The sequence below is a fragment of the Bartonella bacilliformis Ver097 genome, from assembly GCF_000709795.1.
In the GTDB taxonomy this organism is placed as follows: domain Bacteria; phylum Pseudomonadota; class Alphaproteobacteria; order Rhizobiales; family Rhizobiaceae; genus Bartonella; species Bartonella bacilliformis_A.
The window spans coordinates 357079-374492 of the sequence record NZ_KL503802.1 but is presented as its reverse complement, the minus strand read 5'-3'; the positions used below and the strand labels follow the sequence as shown (position 1 = coordinate 374492).

The window sequence follows — 17414 nt, the reverse complement described above, 5'->3', positions numbered from 1 at the left end:
AAATTTACCTTTTAAACCTCCCTAGCGTAGTCTACATTGCCTCAAGGAGGAAAAATTATGTCTGAAAGAATTTATCCAATACCCGTTGATATTGAAAAAAACGCCTTAATTGACCAGGATACTTATCAAAAATGGTATCAAAAAAGTATCGAGGATCCGATAAGTTTCTGGGAAAAGCACGGCCAACGCATTGAATGGTTTAAACCCTATACAAAAGTCAAAAACACATCTTTTGACGACACTGTTTCGATTAAATGGTATGAAGATGGCATAACCAATGTTGCCTATAATTGTATTGACCGTCATTTAAAGGATCGTGGTGATGAGATTGCCCTAATTTGGGAGAGTGACAATCCTTATTTTGATAAAAAAATAACCTATAATGAACTTTATGAACATGTCTGCCGTTTTGCGAACATTTTAAAAAACCATGGAGTTAAAAAAGGTGATAGAGTGAGCATCTATCTTCCCATGATCCCTGAAGCAGCCTATGCCATGCTCGCTTGTGCTCGCATTGGCGCTATTCATTCAGTTATTTTTGCTGGTTTCTCTCCTGAAGCAATAGCAGGGCGCCTTATTGATGGACAATCCACCTTTATCATTACCGCTGATCATGCTCTGCGTGGTGATAAAATGATTCCCTTAAAAGATAATGTGGATCGTGCCATTCATATCGCAGCACGCCAAAATGTGAATGTGACTCAAGTCATGGTGATACGGCGCACAAGCAAAATCATTCACTGGGTTAATGGACGTGATTTTTGGTATCATGAAGAAATGCCCCATGCTACACTCGATTGCCCACCAGAACACATGAATGCTGAAGATCCTCTCTTTATTCTTTATACCTCAGGATCAACAGGAAAACCAAAAGGTGTCTTGCATACGACAGGCGGCTATCTCGTCTATGCCTCGATGACCCATCAGTATGTTTTTGATTATCACCCTGGTGAAATTTACTGGTGTACCGCTGACATTGGGTGGATCACCGGTCACTCTTATCTAGTTTATGGGCCTTTATGTAACGGTGCTACCACGTTAATGTTTGAAGGCTCCCCCACCTTTCCTGATGAAGGAAGATTTTGGGAAATCGTGGATAAGCATAAAGTCAATATATTCTACACGGCACCAACGGCTATCCGTGCTTTAATGGGTGCAGGGGATTCTTTTGTCAAACGCTCTCAAAGAACATCGTTACGTCTTTTGGGGACAGTGGGAGAACCCATTAATCCGGAAGCATGGAAATGGTTCTACCACACAGTTGGCGACAGCCGCTGCCCTATTCTTGACACATGGTGGCAAACAGAAACAGGGGGCCATATTATCACACCCTTGCCGGGTGCAACAAAACTCAAAGCAGGATCAGCTACACACCCCTTCTTTGGCGTTCAAGTTCAACTTGTTGATCTGCAAGGAAATGTCCTACAAGGAGAAGCAGAAGGCAATCTCTGTATCGTCGATTCATGGCCTGGCCAAATGCGCACCCTTTATAATAACCACCAACGCTTTGTTGAAACCTATTTCTCTACCTATAAAGGAAAATATTTTACAGGGGATGGGTGTAAGCGTGATAAAGATGGTTATTATTGGATTACAGGGCGTGTTGATGATATTCTCAATGTTTCTGGACACCGGTTAGGAACAGCTGAAATTGAATCAGCGCTCATTTCACACCCTGCTGTTTCAGAAGCAGCGGTTGTTGGATATCCTCACCCCATTAAAGGGCAGGGCATTTATAGCTTTGTAACCTTAATGGCCGGAACACAACCGAGTGTAACGTTACATCAAAATCTGATTCAGCATGTTAGGCAGGAAATTGGATCTATTGCAACATTGGATAAAATTCAATTTGCGCCTCACTTACCCAAAACACGATCGGGAAAAATCATGAGACGCATCTTACGCAAAATTGCTGCTAATGATTTTTATAATCTAGGCGATATTTCAACGCTTGCTGAACCACAAATTATTGATAACCTTATTGCCAATCGCCAAAATATAAAGGAAACCGCTTAACACATCAGCACGCTTAATTAAAATTAAGTATTTCCTCTCAACAATGTAAACAAAAGGAAAAGAGGGAAAAAATTCAAAACCGTGAAATGGAAATAATAAAAATGGTGAAAAAAATCAAAGAAACACCAACAATGTTTCAAGATAAAAAAATGAGGCCTCAAAGTGATTCGTTTTGAAAATGTTGGCCTGCGCTATGGAATGGGGCCTGAAGTTTTGCGTGATATGAGCTTTCACATTCCCCGTGGGTCCTTTCAGTTTCTGACGGGAGCCTCTGGAGCAGGCAAAACATCATTGATGCGCCTCATGTTTTTTGCCATCAAACCAACCCGCGGCCATATTGATTTATTTGGAAAAGACACAGCCCTCCTTAAAGAAAAAGAACTGCCTGCTTTGCGAAAACGCATTGGTGTTGTCTTTCAGGATTTTCATTTACTCAATCATCTGACTGCTTATGAAAATGTCTCTTTGCCTTTACGCATTAAAGGCCAAGAAGAAGCAACCTATCGCAGTGAAGTAGAAGATCTTTTAAAATGGGTTGGGCTTGGTCATCAGATCCATGTTTTACCCCCCGTTCTTTCAGGAGGTGAAAAACAAAGAGTTGCCATTGCGCGTGCGATCATTGATCAACCTGAAATCCTTTTAGCCGATGAACCAACAGGAAATGTTGATTTGCCTTTAGCAAAACGCCTCTTGCGTTTATTTATTGAATTAAACCGTTTCGGAACAGCTATCATCATTGCAACACATGATGTTTCCTTGATGGAACAAGTTGAAGCACGACGCATGATTCTCCATGAGGGACGGATGACTATTCATGAATAAATCTCTTCGCACTTTCGGTTTGCAAAAAGCAATTTTTAAACATGATAAGATAACAAAATCGCCAATCGTTCCTAACAGCAATATTTCTGGACAAGCTTTGGTTGCTGTTATTGCGATCATGACATTTCTTTCAAGTCTTACCTTAAACTGTGTTGATTTGGTGCAGCGTACAGCTCACAATTGGAGCAATCAAATCAGTCATGAAGCAACGATCCAAATACACCCTGTTGATACCATCGATATAGAACAAAATCTACGTGATGCCGTTCAATTGGTCAAAACATTTCATGGTGTACAAAATGCCATCATTATGGACCAAGCTGCTACTGAAAAATTGCTTGAACCTTGGTTTGGAACAGACTTAGCGCTTGATCAATTGCCCTTACCTCGGCTAATTATCGTCACACTGAACAAGGGTGAAAATATTGATTTTCACGCAATCAATGAAGCCATTAAAACAAAAATCCCAGGAGGTCAATTTAATGATCATCGTTCCTGGGTGCATCATTTTACAAAAATGGCACACACAACTGTTTTTATCGGTTTTGCACTTTTAACACTGGTCTTGGGTTCATTAATGCTCACGATTATCTTTGCAACACGCAATGCTCTTGCAGAAAATTCTCACATTATCCATGTCTTATATTTCATTGGTGCTGAACCCCACTTCATTGCGAAACAGTTTGACAGACATTTCTTTAAAACTGCATTGCGTGGTGCCTTTCATGGCGGCGTAGCAAGCTTAGTGCTCTTTCATATTTTTTCTTTTTGGACACATCACAATTTGGGGACAGCCGAAAGTGAGCAGATCACCGCTTTATTTGGCTATGTTTCTATCACCTTCACTACTTATGGGAAAATTTTTAGCCTTATTCTTGTTGTGTCTCTTCTCACCATGCTAACCAGCCGCATTACCATTTTAACACAACTAAAAAAAATCAACCAATCCGCAAATAGTTTATTTTAATGCCATGCTTCACAATATACGAAATCTCTCATCAATAACCGATACTCCTGCTGGTGCCATCATTGTTCTGATAGTAAGATTTTTTCATTCTAAAAAGATTCTCATCCTCAATATCCTCTAATATCCCATGGAAATTATGAAATTTTTTAAGCACTTTTTTCGTTATTGCCCACCAGCAGCTTTTTGTCTTTTAAGTCTCTTTCTTATCATGGGTACACATTTCGTTATTTTTTCTGAAAAAGTCGACAAACTTTATCCCCCTGTTTCATTATCCAAAGCTGATGCCATTATTGTTCTGACAGGTGGAGAGAGACGTATAGAAACAGGATTGCGTCTGCTGAAACAAGGCCTTGGTTCGCGACTCTTAATCAGCGGGGTTAACGCAACATTTCATCCCAACAGATTTGTCCAAAACATGCATGTTGACCCACAGCTTTTTGAATGTTGTGTTGACCTGGGCTACCAAGCAACCAATACGAAAAGCAATGCTGAAGAAAGTGCTGTTTGGATCAAAAAACACAATTACAAAACGCTCTATATCGTCACTCATGATTATCATATAGCACGCTCTCTGCTTGAACTGAGATATTTAATGCCTGATATAAATTTCATTGCTTACCCTATTAAGGAAAATGTTACCCAAGACAAGGTTAAACAACTCAATAAAATACGTATGTTGGCCTCTGAATATATAAAAAATATTGGCTTTCAAATCAGATCTGCTTTCCAATCTACACAGAACTAATCTTGCCAGAATTTTTCTTGCAAGACATTAAGAACTGACTCTTTTATACGCTCTTAAGAAGACTAAAAGTTGAACTTTTTCTTCACCTCCTATAAAGCTTGAATTTTTTCCTTCTATTATAACTAATAATCCTTTCCTTTGCTCTATTGAGGCAATGATTTGAAAAGCAAGAGAGCTCCCTGCTTTCCTTATTTGAGAAAATAAGCAAATTTGGTCATCAAGTTTGTGTCAGAAAGCCACGTAACTCTTCTTCTCTTAGACATTGATTTTTACAGATTTTAGTCAAAATTTCTTATTGGAATGCTTATACTCAATTATTACAATATTGTCGGCATCGCATATTACAATATCGGTATGCAATACGGGTTTATTCTTATCCATGTCACCACAAAAAGACTCCTAATGCTGTCCAATATATCCTATCCTTGCAACCCTATAATTTAAAACTCACCCGCCTGTTATCTTGTTTTAAATTGGCCGATTAATCACGTGCAAGAGCAACAATAGGATCAAGCTGAGAAGCCTTCCTCGCTGGGAAAAAACCAAAACATATTCCGATAAATGCTGAAAAAACAAAAGCTATAATGATGGAACTGGGCGTGTACATCAAATGGATAGGTGAATTAAAAAAGGTAAATAACCCACCAAGGGCAAGTCCTAAAGAGATTCCTATTCCCCCTCCGATAGCACAAACCAAAATAGCTTCGATTAAAAATTGATGCAAAATATCACTCTGACGTGCACCAACAGCCATACGTACACCAATCTCACTGATCCGCTCTGCAACAGTTACCAACATGATATTCATGACCCCAATCCCCCCAACGATTAATGAAATGGTTGCTATGGAGGTGATTAAAGCCGTAACAATTCTTGTCCCTGTCATAATTTGCTCAATAAATGATGCTGAATTTCTAATAAAAAAATCCTTCTGACCATGCCGTCCCGTTAAGAAACGTTCGACAGCTTCCTCCGCTAATTTTGTATCAACATGATCCGCAATCTTAAGCATTATAGCACGCACCTCTGTCGTTCCAAGAAAACGAGTTTGCAGAGCTGTATAAGGCATATAAATCTGTATTGTATTGGAAACTGAATGAGACTCTTGAGCCGGTTTCACAACACCAATAATCCGAGCTGGCACTTGCCCCACAAGGACTATTTTCCCAATAGGGCTTTCATCACTATGAGGAAATAGAAGCGCAATAGCTTCCTTTTCAATAACCAAATCAACAGCCCGATCATGAACACTTTGCCGATCAAATATCTGCCCTTCAACAAGTTTGAACCCTTGTGTCAGAAAAAACTGTTCTCTTACACCCATCACCATAGAATTGACTTCAATAGAACCATAATTAACCGTTGAATTTGCTGCAATTTGGGGTGTTACACCTGCAACATAGGGTAACTGAGACAATGCTTCTGCATCGGCCTCAACCAAACTAGTGATCTTTCCTGACTGCCTATCGGATATGTCTTTCCCCGGCATAATTGTTAATGTATTTGTCCCCATCCCTTTAAAAGTTTCAAGCAGCTGCTGTTGTGTCCCCGTTCCTAATGCAACCATTGCAACAACAGAAAAAATACCGATAATGACCCCAAGCATTGTTAAAAAAGTCCGCATCCGGTGTGCATTCATAGCTAACAACGCCATCATAAAAGCTTCACGAAAAAGATCGACAAAAAAATGCACAAAACCAAGCGGTTTATCAGTGTGCACAGAGTCTACTGCATTAAAAAACTGAACATCATCCGTTATTTTATCTTCTTCCTGTATCTTTTGAACTGATGACACATTATCAGCAATAATTTCCCCATCTCTAATCTCAATAATACGCTCTGCTCTTTCAGCCACACGCATATCATGAGTCACAATAATAATGGTGTGCCCCTCTTGATGAAGCTCACTCAAAATACGCAAAACTTCTTCACCACTCTGACTATCTAAGGCACCCGTTGGTTCATCAGCAAGAATAATGTCTGCATTATTCATCAAAGCACGGGCAATAGACACACGTTGTTGCTGCCCACCGGAAAGCTGATTTGGATAATGCTCCATCCGATCGCTCATGCCTAAGCGAGTTAACAAGCTTTGTACACGTATTTTTCTTGCCTCGGGGGCACATCGCGCATAAATCGCTGGCATTTCAACATTGCCAAGCGCTGTTAATGCGCCTAATAAATGGTAACGTTGAAAAATAAATCCAAAATGATTACGCCGCAAAGCCGACAATTCATCGACTGAAAGTGAAGCTATTTCTTTTCCAGAAACCCAATAACGGCCTGAAGTTGGTCGATCAAGACACCCCAAAATATTCATGAGCGTTGATTTTCCTGAACCAGAAGCGCCAACAATCGCCACCATTTCACCACGCTGAATGGTTAGATTGATGTTTTTCAATACCGGAACAGACGTTTCACCTGCTTGAAACTCACGCATTACATCCTCTAAAACAAGGACAGCATCCACACCTTCTGTTCTCATGCTTACATTTCTCTTTCAATCTGTAAGCGAGTAGATGCTGTTTGTAACCCGTCACGTGAACCGATAATCACTGTATCCCCCTCATCAAGCCCTGAAACAATTTCAGCCATAACTCTATTGTTAATGCCAACAACAACCTGTTTTTTTACTACCTTGTTTGCACCAACCAGAACCTGAACCCACGCTTTGCGCTCCTGTGTTTCATCATGCAAAGCATCACTTGGAACTAACAAAACATTCTTAGCACTATCTAAGATAATATGCATTTGAGCTGTCATATAGGTGCGTAAAAAATTATCCTCATTATTGACATGTATAAGTCCATTATAATAAACTGCTAGTGATGACAAAGAGCTAGAAGTTCCTATACCAGGATTAATACTCTCATCCATACGGATAGATTCTGGTGCTGGTTCTACTGTCTCTAACTTTCCTTCATAGCGGCGCTGTGAATTGCCTAAAACTTTGAAATACAAAGGTTGTCCAGCGCGAACTTTGAGAATATCCGCTTCTGAGATCTGCGCTTTAATTGTCATTTTAGACAAATCGCCTAAAATAACAATTGTTGGTGCTGACTGAGAGGCATTAATATTTTGCCCTTCTTCAACAACGGTTGCTAACACTGTTCCTTTTGCAGGTGCCGTTACCCGCGTATAACTTAAATTGACCTCTGCGCTATCCACATCTATGCGTGCTTGCGCAACCTGTTCTTGTAATTGAGCAACTTGAGCTTCACGTATCTTCACTTGCACAACAGCATCATCAAAATTGACACGCGAAATGGCGTGTTCCCTAATCATGTCTTCTTGACGCTTCAACGTCTCCTGCGCTTGTTTGAGGTAAGATTCCTGCTCGGCCAAACGAGCCTGAGCATTAGACAAAACAGATTTTTTTCTCTTCAGATCATTTTCTTGATCTGTTGAATCAATTTCTGCTAACAAATCGCCTTCTTGCACAATTTCTCCAGGTGTAACATGCATCGCTACCACACGCCCTGTTACACGCGCACCAACAGCAACCAATCGATAAGGGCGAACAAGACCAGAGGCTAGAACAGTGTCTTCAATATCACCACGCCTCACCACTGCTGTCATATAAACAGGCGTATCTGTGCTGAAAAAAGAATTAATCGTCGATATAAAGATGATAAAAAGAAAAACACCCCCAAAAAAAGAAAGTTTTTTGCGTTTTTTGATCAATTTTCTGATTGATTGTATAATTGAACTGGATTTCATGCACTCACTCTTTGAACGAACCTGTCGTTTTATGAATTCTTTAACGGAAGACAAGGTCCTATTCCTCATCTTATATCAGCATATATTTTACACAACTATTTTTGATTACAGCAATAGCTTCATTTTTCAAAATATTATTTCCAAAATACTGCATCTATACCAATTTTTAAAAACAAAATTATTTAAATACTCCTATCCTCCACACCCAAGATAAGATGTTTGTGCATAACACCCCTGTTAAAGAGTGAATAGAAATCTTTAGCTTATAAAAATGAAAATATAAAAAACTACGCAAATAAAAGCTTTTTTAACCATCACTTGAAAGACTCATCAGCGATCTATACTTTCTGCTATTTGGCTTACACTTGCTTGTCTTACATTGTAACCTGTTCTTTTTTCTTCACACAATTTATTCCAAACCTTACCTTATTTCTATGCCTTGCAGAATGACTTTAAACCTTGCGTGAAAAATTAAATACAGATTGCACAGGCACGTGATCTGAAGGTTTTGACCATCCTCGTGCTTCACGAAAAACCGAAAGATCCTCAACAAAAGGTGCTAAATCTGGAGAGGACCAAATATGATCAAGCCGCCGTCCACGATTAGCTAATACCCAATCGCGTGCACGGTAGCTCCACCATGTATAAAGCTTTGTGGGAACTGGAAATTTCATGCGCATTAAATCAACCCATCCCCCCTCAGAACAGAGAGCTTTTAAACGCTCAGTTTCAATGGGTGTATGGCTAACAACATTTAACAATTGTTTATGAGACCACACATCATCTTCCAAAGGTGCAATATTCAAATCACCCACTAAAAGAGATGATAAACCATCCCCTTGATCAGCTCGAATAGAAGACATTTCCTCTAAAAAATCGAGTTTATGACGAAATTTCTCATTTACCTGCACATCAGGCTCATCACCACCAGCAGGAACATAAAAATTATGAATCCGTATAGCCTGCTGATAGGGTTCAACAACAACCGAAAGGTAACGACATTCTTCCTTTTGACAAAAAAAACGCTTTTCAACGCTGATAAAAGGCAAGCGCGACAGTATCGCCACACCGTGGTAAGCTTTCTGACCACTTAGTGTAATATGCTTATACCCTGCGGATACAAAAACCTCCCGCGGGAATAAATTATCAAGACATTTGGTTTCTTGTAAACACAAAATATCCGGAGCACATAATTCCAAATAACGAAGAACTTGTTCAAGACGAAAACGAATAGAATTAATATTCCAAGTCGCAATACGAAAAAACATGCATCTCAATTCCGACGACGTGACATAGCAATATTTTGATAAGGAATCGTGAACATATCCTTAGCAAACCGAACCCCAGTGCGCACATTCATAACCTGAACAGTAGTTTCTAAATTTTGCTGATCAACAATTGTCCATTGTAGCAACGCGTGAGTGTTGGCATCAAAAATCATCCTGATCTGCCCCTTACCAAGACTTTTATCACGCAAGATAACTTCTATAACCTTTGAATCTTGACGAAAAGCCAATAAATTCTCTGATGAGATATCAATTGTATCCCCGAGCAATAATTTCATTGGCGTTTGCGAAAGCTGATAAAGATCCCAAGTATTGAGAGCGCGATTTTGAATCCCTACAGATTGGCCATCTGCCATAATCTGTAAAGGCACTCCTTGGTAAGTGAAACGAACCTTTCCCGGACGTTCTAGATAAAATGTTCCTTTTGTCGTTTTACCTTTTGGACTAAACTGAACAAAATCTCCTGTCATCGTTTTAATGGCAGCAAAATGATTCGCGATAGCCTGCGCACGCGCCACTTGATTAGCAGATTGCGAAAAAGCGGGAAACAGGAACAAAACAAAATAAAGGATACCCGAAACAATTAAAACTCTGTTTAGGGATAAGCAAGACACCTTCATAGATCGTTCTCCTAATCTACTCAATGATGCCATAATCTGCGAAATAATAACATCTTTTAACAATAACAGGGACCCACTTTCACTCTAAGCAGAATGGAATGAATACAGCATAAATCTTTCAAAAATTGTGTTTAAAAAATGACACAAAAATTCTTATTGTACAAGAGCTATAACAATAGACTTTAGGAATGATCTTGGGAAATATTATGCTGTTGTTATCGCAACTTTTGAAGGATTTACCATTATTTTATAAGAATTTTTTTAAAAATGTCTCCATACACTTTTATAGAATCTCTTCTTCAGGAGGCACCAAAATCTCTCGTTTTCCTGCATGATTAGCTGGACTAATAATCCCTTCTTCTTCCATGCGTTCAATCAATGAAGCAGCGCGATTATAGCCAATCCCTAAACGGCGCTGAATATAAGAAGTTGAAGCTTTACGATCACGCAGAACAACCGCCACAGCTTGCGTATAGGGGTCATTTTCTGAAGAAGAATCAAGTGTAACATTTGTATTCTGATCTGTCATTTCTTGTGTAATTGTTTCTAAATAATCTGGTTGTGCTTGCGCTTTGAGGTGCGCAACAACTTGTTCTACCTCATTATCAGCCACAAAAGGCCCATGAACACGCTGAATACGCCCTCCTCCCATCATGAAAAGCATATCCCCTTGCCCTAATAATTGCTCAGCCCCTTGTTCGCCAAGAATTGTCCGACTATCGATCTTCGAACTAACGAAAAAAGAAATACGTGTTGGGAAATTCGCCTTAATTGTCCCCGTAATCACATCAACCGAAGGCCGCTGCGTTGCCATAATCACATGGATCCCCGCCGCACGCGCCATTTGTGCTAAACGTTGTACCGCCCCTTCAATTTCCTTGCCAGCAACCAGCATTAGATCGGCCATTTCATCAATAATAATAACAATATAAGGCATAGGACTTAAATGCAGTGTCTCTGTTTCATGGAGTGGCCGACCTGTATCATGATCAAACCCTACTTGAATGGTACGTGTTAACGTTTCACCTTGATTTTTTGCCTCTTGTAAACGGGCATTAAAGCTATCAATATTGCGCACACCCATTTTGGACATTTTGCTATAGCGTTCTTCCATTTCACGCACAGCCCATTTAAGAGCAATCACCGCCTTTTTAGGATCTGTTACCACAGGCGTTAACAAATGCGGAATGCCGTCATACACTGAAAGTTCAAGCATCTTAGGATCGACCATGATTAAACGGCATTGCTCAGGTGTCATATGATAAAGTAATGACAAAATCATCGTATTAATCGCAACAGATTTCCCTGCCCCTGTCGTACCGGCAACCAAAAGATGTGGCATTTTTGCCAAATCCGCAATCACTGTTTCTCCACCGATTGTTTTTCCTAAAGCAAGAATCAACTTTGCTTTGCTATGTAAAAATTCCTGAGATTGCAAAATATCACGCAAATAAACCATTTCACGCGTTGCATTGGGCAATTCTATACCAATCACATTGCGCCCTGGAACCACAGCAACACGCGCTGAAATCGCACGCATAGAACGGGCAATATCATCCGCCAAGCCAATAATACGAGAAGACTTAATACCCGCAGCCGGTTCGAATTCATATAAAGTGACAACCGGACCAGGACGCGCATCAATAATTTTACCTTTTACCCCAAAATCCAACAAAATCGCTTCAAGTTCATGAGAATTTTCTTTTAACGCTTTAGCGGAAGGTTTTGTACTTTTTTCAGCAGATGGAGAAATGGCAAGATAGTCCAAAAAAGGAAGTGTAAAATTACCTTTTGAAGAAACCCTTATAGATTTAACAGAACTCTTGGAAGCAGAAACAGGCACCTTCTTGTAATCAGGCTCTTTCTCTTCATCATAGAAAACGGGGTCAACGCGGTTCAATATTTTATTTTTCTCGTCAGACTTTCTGCTAAGCAAAAAAAGACGGCTATAACAAGCTTGTAGATAATAAAATAAATGTAAAATAGCGCCAAAAATTGTAGCGAAAAAACTCAACCGTGTCTCATTAGCCGTATGCTCAACTTCTTCTGGCATATCAAAGATTGGCTCTACAGCTTTAACCCCCCGAGTTTTTTTGCTTTTATTGTTTTTGTTTCGCCATACTACATTGCCAGCAAGAACAGCTGTCAGAAAACCCGAAAATACAAAAAAACAGCTCCATAACACATACTGCAAAAAAGAAGGCAAGACAGGAAATAATGAAGAGATAATCTGTATAACTTTATCACCCACAATACCCCCAAGGCCTATTGGCAATGGCCAATGCGTCCAAGATGATAAAGGTGTTATGAGAGAGAAAAAAGCAGATAAACAAATTATTGAAACCACCCACCAGCAAAGGCGAACCATAAAATTTTGAATATCTTTGTAGACCATCAACAAAAGTGACCAAAAAAAGGGCGGTAACAAAACGCAAAGACTAGCTAAACCAAAAAATTGCATAAAAAGATCTGAAAAAACAGCACCAGGCCATCCCATCAAATTTGTAATCTTATGCATATTAGCACGCGTCAATGATGGGTCAGCAACATTCCATGTTGCTAAAGAGACAACACAAAAAATGATAAGACTAAAAAGCCCAAGTCCAATGAAAGCACCAATTTGGTACAGTAATATTTTAACAAGGCGCGAACTTTGGCCATATTGGTTGGCCGATAAATCATGAGAAGAAGAATCTTGGCGCATAAACAATCCCAAATGCAAAACCCTTTACAAAGAATTTTAGCTCAAAATTTATAACACAAAAATATAAACACAACCATCCTCATAACAATTTCTTTTTCAGACTGCGAAAAAATGATATGAATACCTACTTTAAATCTCAAAATTAACAAGCTGCATACAAGAGGAAAAGAGTATGATCTCTTCTGATGTTAATGAAAATACACAATATTGCGATCTCCTGATTGCAGGTGGTGCAGCCGTTGGTCTAACTCTCGCAGTCGCACTCAAGCAGACTGCACCTGAATTGCGCATTAACATTGTTGATGCACGCTCTCAAAAAAATACATCCTCTAGAAACATACAGGCACTAGCCATCACGGCCTCCTCTATTCGTATGTTTGAACAGTTAAGATGCTGGCAATCGATCAAACCCTACGCTCAACCCATCCATTCAATGATAATCACTGATGCACGTCCAAATGATCCCATCAAACAAAGTTTTTTAACTTTCGAGGGCGATATTGCCCCTAACGAAGCCTTTGCTGCTGTGATTGAGCATAAAAGGCTCATCAATTCTTTGAGAAAACGCGCAAAAGACCTGAAGATCCCTTTCATTGAAAATGTTAATGTTGTTGACTTTCGCCTTAAAGATCAACACATGGCTGTGACCTTAAGCAATGGAAATATTTGGCAAACGCAATTACTCATTGCAGCGGATGGAGCACGTTCAAAACTGCGTGAAAAAGCAGGGCTTAAAAGCTTTTCTCACCTTTATCAACAAACAGCCATCCTCTGCACAGTTGACCATGAAAAACCTCATCACGGTCAAGCCATCCAACATTTTTTTCCAGCTGGCCCTTTTGCTCTTTTACCTCTTCAAGGCAATCGATCCACCATTATATGGACTGAAGATCATCAAACTGCTCAATATTATCTTAAAGCGGAAGTCCCTCTTTTTGCAATAGAACTTGAAAAACGCATTGGGTCTTGCTTTGGAAAAAGCTCTTGGAATGGCGAACGCCAAGGATTTCCCTTAGCTCTTTCCTTAGCACGCCATTGCATCACTCCTCGCTTTGCTCTCATCGGTGATGCAGCCCACACGATCCACCCTCTTGCTGGACAAGGGCTAAATCTAGGGCTGCACGACAGTGCTGCTTTAGCGCAAATCATTATTGAAACAGCACGATTGGGTCTTGATATCGGATCAATTGTCGCTCTTGAGCGCTATCAAAGCTGGCGACGCTCTAAAATTGTGCGGATGGCCTTCAGTAATGATTGGCTCAATAAACTTTTTTCTAATGATATTTTTGTCTTGCGCACATTCCGTGATATCGGCCTTGGATTGGTTAATCAGATGCCCAAAATAAAACAAAAGGTCATTCAGGAAGCCGCCGGTCTTACCCCCAATATGCCACGCCTTTTACAAGGACTGCCGCTCTAAATCAGCATAAATGATCCCTTCATTTCATACCTCCCCTTATTATTTCATGACACTGTCTGCTCCATCAGGATTAATTCAAGGCCTGTAATTAGAGGGGTCAAACGCTTGTGTGATACGGCCTAAAAGAACCACTTAAAACAAATCTGAGTGTCGTCTCTCAACATGAGACCTCAAAAGAAAAAAGAAAATGTGTACACTACATTACACAAGCCCATGCATAAAAACGATTTGACCTCTCTAGCTTCATATAGCCAGAAAAGCTTTAAAGGCATATGCTTAAATAGAAGCTTCTTAAGCTCAATAATGGCCTGAGCAAAATTTCAACCCTCTGATTTTTAACCAATCAGAAAAAAACCTACAGAGAGCTGTTTAAGCCATAAACTTACCCATCGCAGCATTCTTGTTTGAGCAAGATTTTAGCCTTTTGTTTTTTATTGTGACAAAAACTTTATGTTGTAACAAAAAATTTTACAGGTGGCGTTCAAGCATAAGCTTTTTAATCTCAGTAATTGCTTTCGCTGGATTTAAGCCCTTCGGACATGTTTGCATACAATTCATAATTGTATGACAGCGATAAAGTCGGAAAGGATCTTCTAAATTATCCAGGCGCTCACCACGCATTTCGTCGCGTGAATCTGCAATCCAGCGATAAGCCTGTAACAAAACAGCAGGCCCTAAATAACGATCCCCATTCCACCAATAACTCGGACACGAAGTTTGACAGCACGCACAAAGGATACATTCATAAAGACCATCAATTTTTTGACGATCGGCATGGCTTTGTAACCACTCCTTAGCAGGTTCAGGAGAAACCGTTTGCAACCAAGGCTCAATCACACGATGCTGTGCATAAAAATGCTTTAAATCAGGCACCAAATCCTTCACAACAGGCATAGAAGGGAGTGGATAAACTTTTATCGGATGCTTAACATCATCCATCCCCTTGGTACAGGCTAGCGTATTGGTTCCATCAATATTCATAGCACATGAACCACAAATACCTTCACGGCATGACCGACGCAGTGTTAACGTCGGGTCAATATGGTTTTTAATAAATAAAAGACCATCAAGAACCATCGGACCACAAGCAGAACGATCTACATAATAGGTATCAAGACGGGGATTTTCATCATCATCCGGTGACCACCGATAAATCTGAAATTCTGTTAGCTGTTTTGCCTCTTCAGGCTTTGACCAAACCTTGCCAGCTTTTACTTGAGAATTTTTGGGAAGTTTAATTTGAACCATGACTCATTCTCCCCTTTAATAAACACGTTTTTTAGGCACAATGCGCTTCAAATCAATCCCACCATCCTCTTCAGCTGTTAACGGGTCAACATGAACAGGCCGGTAGGATAATGTTACCTCTCCATCTTTGGACAAGTGCGCTAATGTATGACGACGCCATTCTTTATCATCACGCTCTGGATAATCTTCACGCGCATGCGCACCACGACTTTCTAAACGTGCTTCTGCGGAATAAACAGTTGTGACAGCATTAGCCATCAAATTTTCAAGCTCTAATGTTTCAACCAAATCAGAATTCCATATCATTGAACGATCGGTGACTTTAAGATCAAAAAGCTGTTCCCAAATTTTACTGATTCGCTGGCATCCTTGTTTTAAAGAATCAGACGTACGGAATACGGCAGCATCTTCCTGCATTGTGCGTTGCATTTTTTCACGCAACTCAGCCGTTGGGATATGCCCATTCGCAAAGCGCAATTTATCAAAACGCGCCATAATTTTGTCGACAGCCTCCTCATTAATAGGAGGAACCTTTGCACCACGATCAATCACTTGACCAGCACGAATTGCCGCTGCGCGCCCAAACACAACAAGATCAATCAACGAATTTGAACCCAAACGGTTAGCACCATGAACAGATGCACATCCTGCTTCACCAACTGCCATCAACCCTGGTTGAATATGATCAGGTGAATCAGATGTCGGATTTAAAACTTCCCCATGATAATTGGTAGGTATACCACCCATATTATAATGAACCGTCGGTAGAATGGGAATTGGATCTTTTGTCACATCTACACCGGCAAAAATGCGCGCTGATTCAGAAATTCCTGGCAAACGTTCATGTAAGATAGCAGGATCAATATGGTGAAGCACCAAATGGATGTGATCTTTCTTAGCTCCAACACCGCGTCCTTCACGAATTTCAAGCGTTATACAACGCGAAACCAGATCGCGTGAAGCAAGGTCTTTAAAGGAAGGTGCATAACGCTCCATAAAGCGCTCACCTTCAGAGTTTATCAAATACCCTCCTTCACCGCGTGCTCCTTCTGTAATTAAGCAGCCAGAACCATAAATCCCTGTTGGGTGAAATTGTACAAATTCCATGTCTTGTAGCGGCAACCCAGCACGCGCAACCATTCCACCACCATCGCCCGTACATGTATGAGCTGATGTTGCTGAAAAATAAGCACGCCCATACCCACCAGTAGCAAGAACAACCATCTTGGCAGAAAAACGGTGGATTGTACCATCATCCAAATTCCAGGCAACAACACCTGTACACACACCATCGGTCATGATGAGATCAAGCGCAAAATATTCAATAAAAAACTGCGCATTATGTTTTAAGCTTTGCCCATAAAGCGTGTGCAAAATAGCATGTCCAGTACGATCAGCTGCAGCACATGTGCGCTGAACCGGTGGCCCTTCCCCAAATTCCGTCGTATGCCCCCCAAAAGGACGTTGGTAAATTTTTCCTTCTTGCGTGCGTGAAAAAGGAACCCCATAATGTTCCAGCTCATAAACAGCAGCAGGTGCATTGCGTACCAAATATTCCATGGCGTCCGTATCACCAAGCCAATCAGACCCTTTTACCGTATCATATAAATGCCACTGCCAATTGTCAGGCCCCATATTCCCAAGCGACGCTGCAATACCGCCTTGTGCTGCAACCGTATGCGACCGGGTGGGAAAAACTTTTGTAATACACGCCGTCTTTAAACCTTGCTCAGCCATACCCAAAGTTGCACGCAGACCAGCACCACCTGCACCGACAACAACAACGTCAAATTCATGATCTACATAGCGATAAGGGGCATTTTTCGCTTTGGTACCCTGAGATGATGCCTTCTTGCTTGTCATGCT

12 protein-coding genes are annotated in these 17414 nt (G+C 40.5%); 5 read left to right on the top strand and 7 right to left on the bottom strand.

What is annotated here, in order from left to right; translation table 11 throughout:
- Positions 1–57: 57 nt before the first annotated feature.
- The 4 genes from acs (at position 58) to H710_RS01500 (ending at position 4550) form a co-directional block, all read left to right on the top strand.
- Positions 58–2016 carry an acetate--CoA ligase gene (gene acs, locus H710_RS01515; RefSeq protein ID WP_041849097.1) on the top strand — a complete coding sequence of 653 codons (1959 nt, stop codon included), beginning with the start codon at positions 58–60 and terminating at the stop codon, positions 2014–2016.
- A 162-nt stretch (positions 2017–2178) separates the two neighbouring features.
- On the top strand, positions 2179–2838 hold the full coding sequence (gene ftsE / locus H710_RS01510) for a cell division ATP-binding protein FtsE (protein WP_041849096.1): 660 nt from the start codon (positions 2179–2181) through the stop codon (positions 2836–2838).
- Positions 2831–3805 (top strand): cell division protein FtsX, encoded by a 975-nt coding sequence (locus tag H710_RS01505; RefSeq protein ID WP_041849095.1) that lies wholly within the window; start codon positions 2831–2833, stop codon positions 3803–3805. Before ftsE ends, H710_RS01505 begins: the two co-directional genes overlap by 8 nt.
- Positions 3806–3941: 136 nt before the next feature.
- Positions 3942–4550 (top strand): YdcF family protein, encoded by a 609-nt coding sequence (locus H710_RS01500; protein ID WP_041849194.1) that lies wholly within the window; start codon positions 3942–3944, stop codon positions 4548–4550.
- A 481-nt stretch (positions 4551–5031) separates the two neighbouring features.
- Here H710_RS01500 and H710_RS01495 read toward each other — a convergent pair whose 3' ends face one another.
- The 5 genes from H710_RS01495 to H710_RS01475 all read right to left on the bottom strand — a co-directional run bounded on the left by H710_RS01495 (position 5032) and on the right by H710_RS01475 (position 12880).
- Positions 5032–7035 carry a MacB family efflux pump subunit gene (locus tag H710_RS01495; protein ID WP_041849094.1) on the bottom strand — a complete coding sequence of 668 codons (2004 nt, stop codon included), beginning with the start codon at positions 7033–7035 and terminating at the stop codon, positions 5032–5034.
- A 2-nt stretch (positions 7036–7037) separates the two neighbouring features.
- Positions 7038–8270 (bottom strand): efflux RND transporter periplasmic adaptor subunit, encoded by a 1233-nt coding sequence (locus tag H710_RS01490; protein WP_041849093.1) that lies wholly within the window; start codon positions 8268–8270, stop codon positions 7038–7040.
- Between the two features lie 452 nt (positions 8271–8722).
- Positions 8723–9538, bottom strand: coding sequence for an exodeoxyribonuclease III (locus H710_RS01485; protein ID WP_041849092.1), 816 nt, complete (start codon positions 9536–9538; stop codon positions 8723–8725).
- A gap of 5 nt (positions 9539–9543) precedes the next feature.
- Positions 9544–10176 (bottom strand): LolA family protein, encoded by a 633-nt coding sequence (locus H710_RS01480; RefSeq protein WP_041849091.1) that lies wholly within the window; start codon positions 10174–10176, stop codon positions 9544–9546.
- 283 nt (positions 10177–10459) lie between these two features.
- Positions 10460–12880 (bottom strand): DNA translocase FtsK, encoded by a 2421-nt coding sequence (locus tag H710_RS01475; protein ID WP_041849090.1) that lies wholly within the window; start codon positions 12878–12880, stop codon positions 10460–10462.
- A 172-nt stretch (positions 12881–13052) separates the two neighbouring features.
- Here H710_RS01475 and H710_RS01470 point away from each other — a divergent pair, with 172 nt between their 5' ends.
- Positions 13053–14300, top strand: a complete 1248-nt coding sequence (locus H710_RS01470; protein WP_041849089.1) for a ubiquinone biosynthesis hydroxylase — start codon at positions 13053–13055, stop codon at positions 14298–14300.
- A 468-nt stretch (positions 14301–14768) separates the two neighbouring features.
- Here H710_RS01470 and H710_RS01465 read toward each other — a convergent pair whose 3' ends face one another.
- Together H710_RS01465 and sdhA are read right to left on the bottom strand one after the other, a co-directional pair.
- Positions 14769–15548 (bottom strand): succinate dehydrogenase iron-sulfur subunit, encoded by a 780-nt coding sequence (locus H710_RS01465; protein ID WP_041849088.1) that lies wholly within the window; start codon positions 15546–15548, stop codon positions 14769–14771.
- Between the two features lie 15 nt (positions 15549–15563).
- On the bottom strand, positions 15564–17411 hold the full coding sequence (gene sdhA / locus H710_RS01460; RefSeq protein ID WP_041849087.1) for a succinate dehydrogenase flavoprotein subunit: 1848 nt from the start codon (positions 17409–17411) through the stop codon (positions 15564–15566).
- Between the last annotated feature and the right edge of the window lie 3 nt (positions 17412–17414).

Excerpts from the sequence above, each read along its gene's own strand:
- acs (WP_041849097.1), top strand. The coding sequence starts at position 58 with ATGTCTGAAAGAATTTATCCAATACCCGTTGATATTGAAAAAAACGCC.
- H710_RS01505 (WP_041849095.1), top strand. The coding sequence starts at position 2,831 with ATGAATAAATCTCTTCGCACTTTCGGTTTGCAAAAAGCAATTTTTAAA.
- H710_RS01500 (WP_041849194.1), top strand. The coding sequence starts at position 3,942 with ATGAAATTTTTTAAGCACTTTTTTCGTTATTGCCCACCAGCAGCTTTT.
- H710_RS01495 (WP_041849094.1), bottom strand. The coding sequence starts at position 7,035 with ATGAGAACAGAAGGTGTGGATGCTGTCCTTGTTTTAGAGGATGTAATG.
- H710_RS01490 (WP_041849093.1), bottom strand. The coding sequence starts at position 8,270 with ATGAAATCCAGTTCAATTATACAATCAATCAGAAAATTGATCAAAAAA.
- H710_RS01485 (WP_041849092.1), bottom strand. The coding sequence starts at position 9,538 with ATGTTTTTTCGTATTGCGACTTGGAATATTAATTCTATTCGTTTTCGT.
- H710_RS01480 (WP_041849091.1), bottom strand. The coding sequence starts at position 10,176 with ATGAAGGTGTCTTGCTTATCCCTAAACAGAGTTTTAATTGTTTCGGGT.
- H710_RS01475 (WP_041849090.1), bottom strand. The coding sequence starts at position 12,880 with ATGCGCCAAGATTCTTCTTCTCATGATTTATCGGCCAACCAATATGGC.
- H710_RS01470 (WP_041849089.1), top strand. The coding sequence starts at position 13,053 with ATGATCTCTTCTGATGTTAATGAAAATACACAATATTGCGATCTCCTG.
- H710_RS01465 (WP_041849088.1), bottom strand. The coding sequence starts at position 15,548 with ATGGTTCAAATTAAACTTCCCAAAAATTCTCAAGTAAAAGCTGGCAAG.
- sdhA (WP_041849087.1), bottom strand. The coding sequence starts at position 17,411 with ATGACAAGCAAGAAGGCATCATCTCAGGGTACCAAAGCGAAAAATGCC.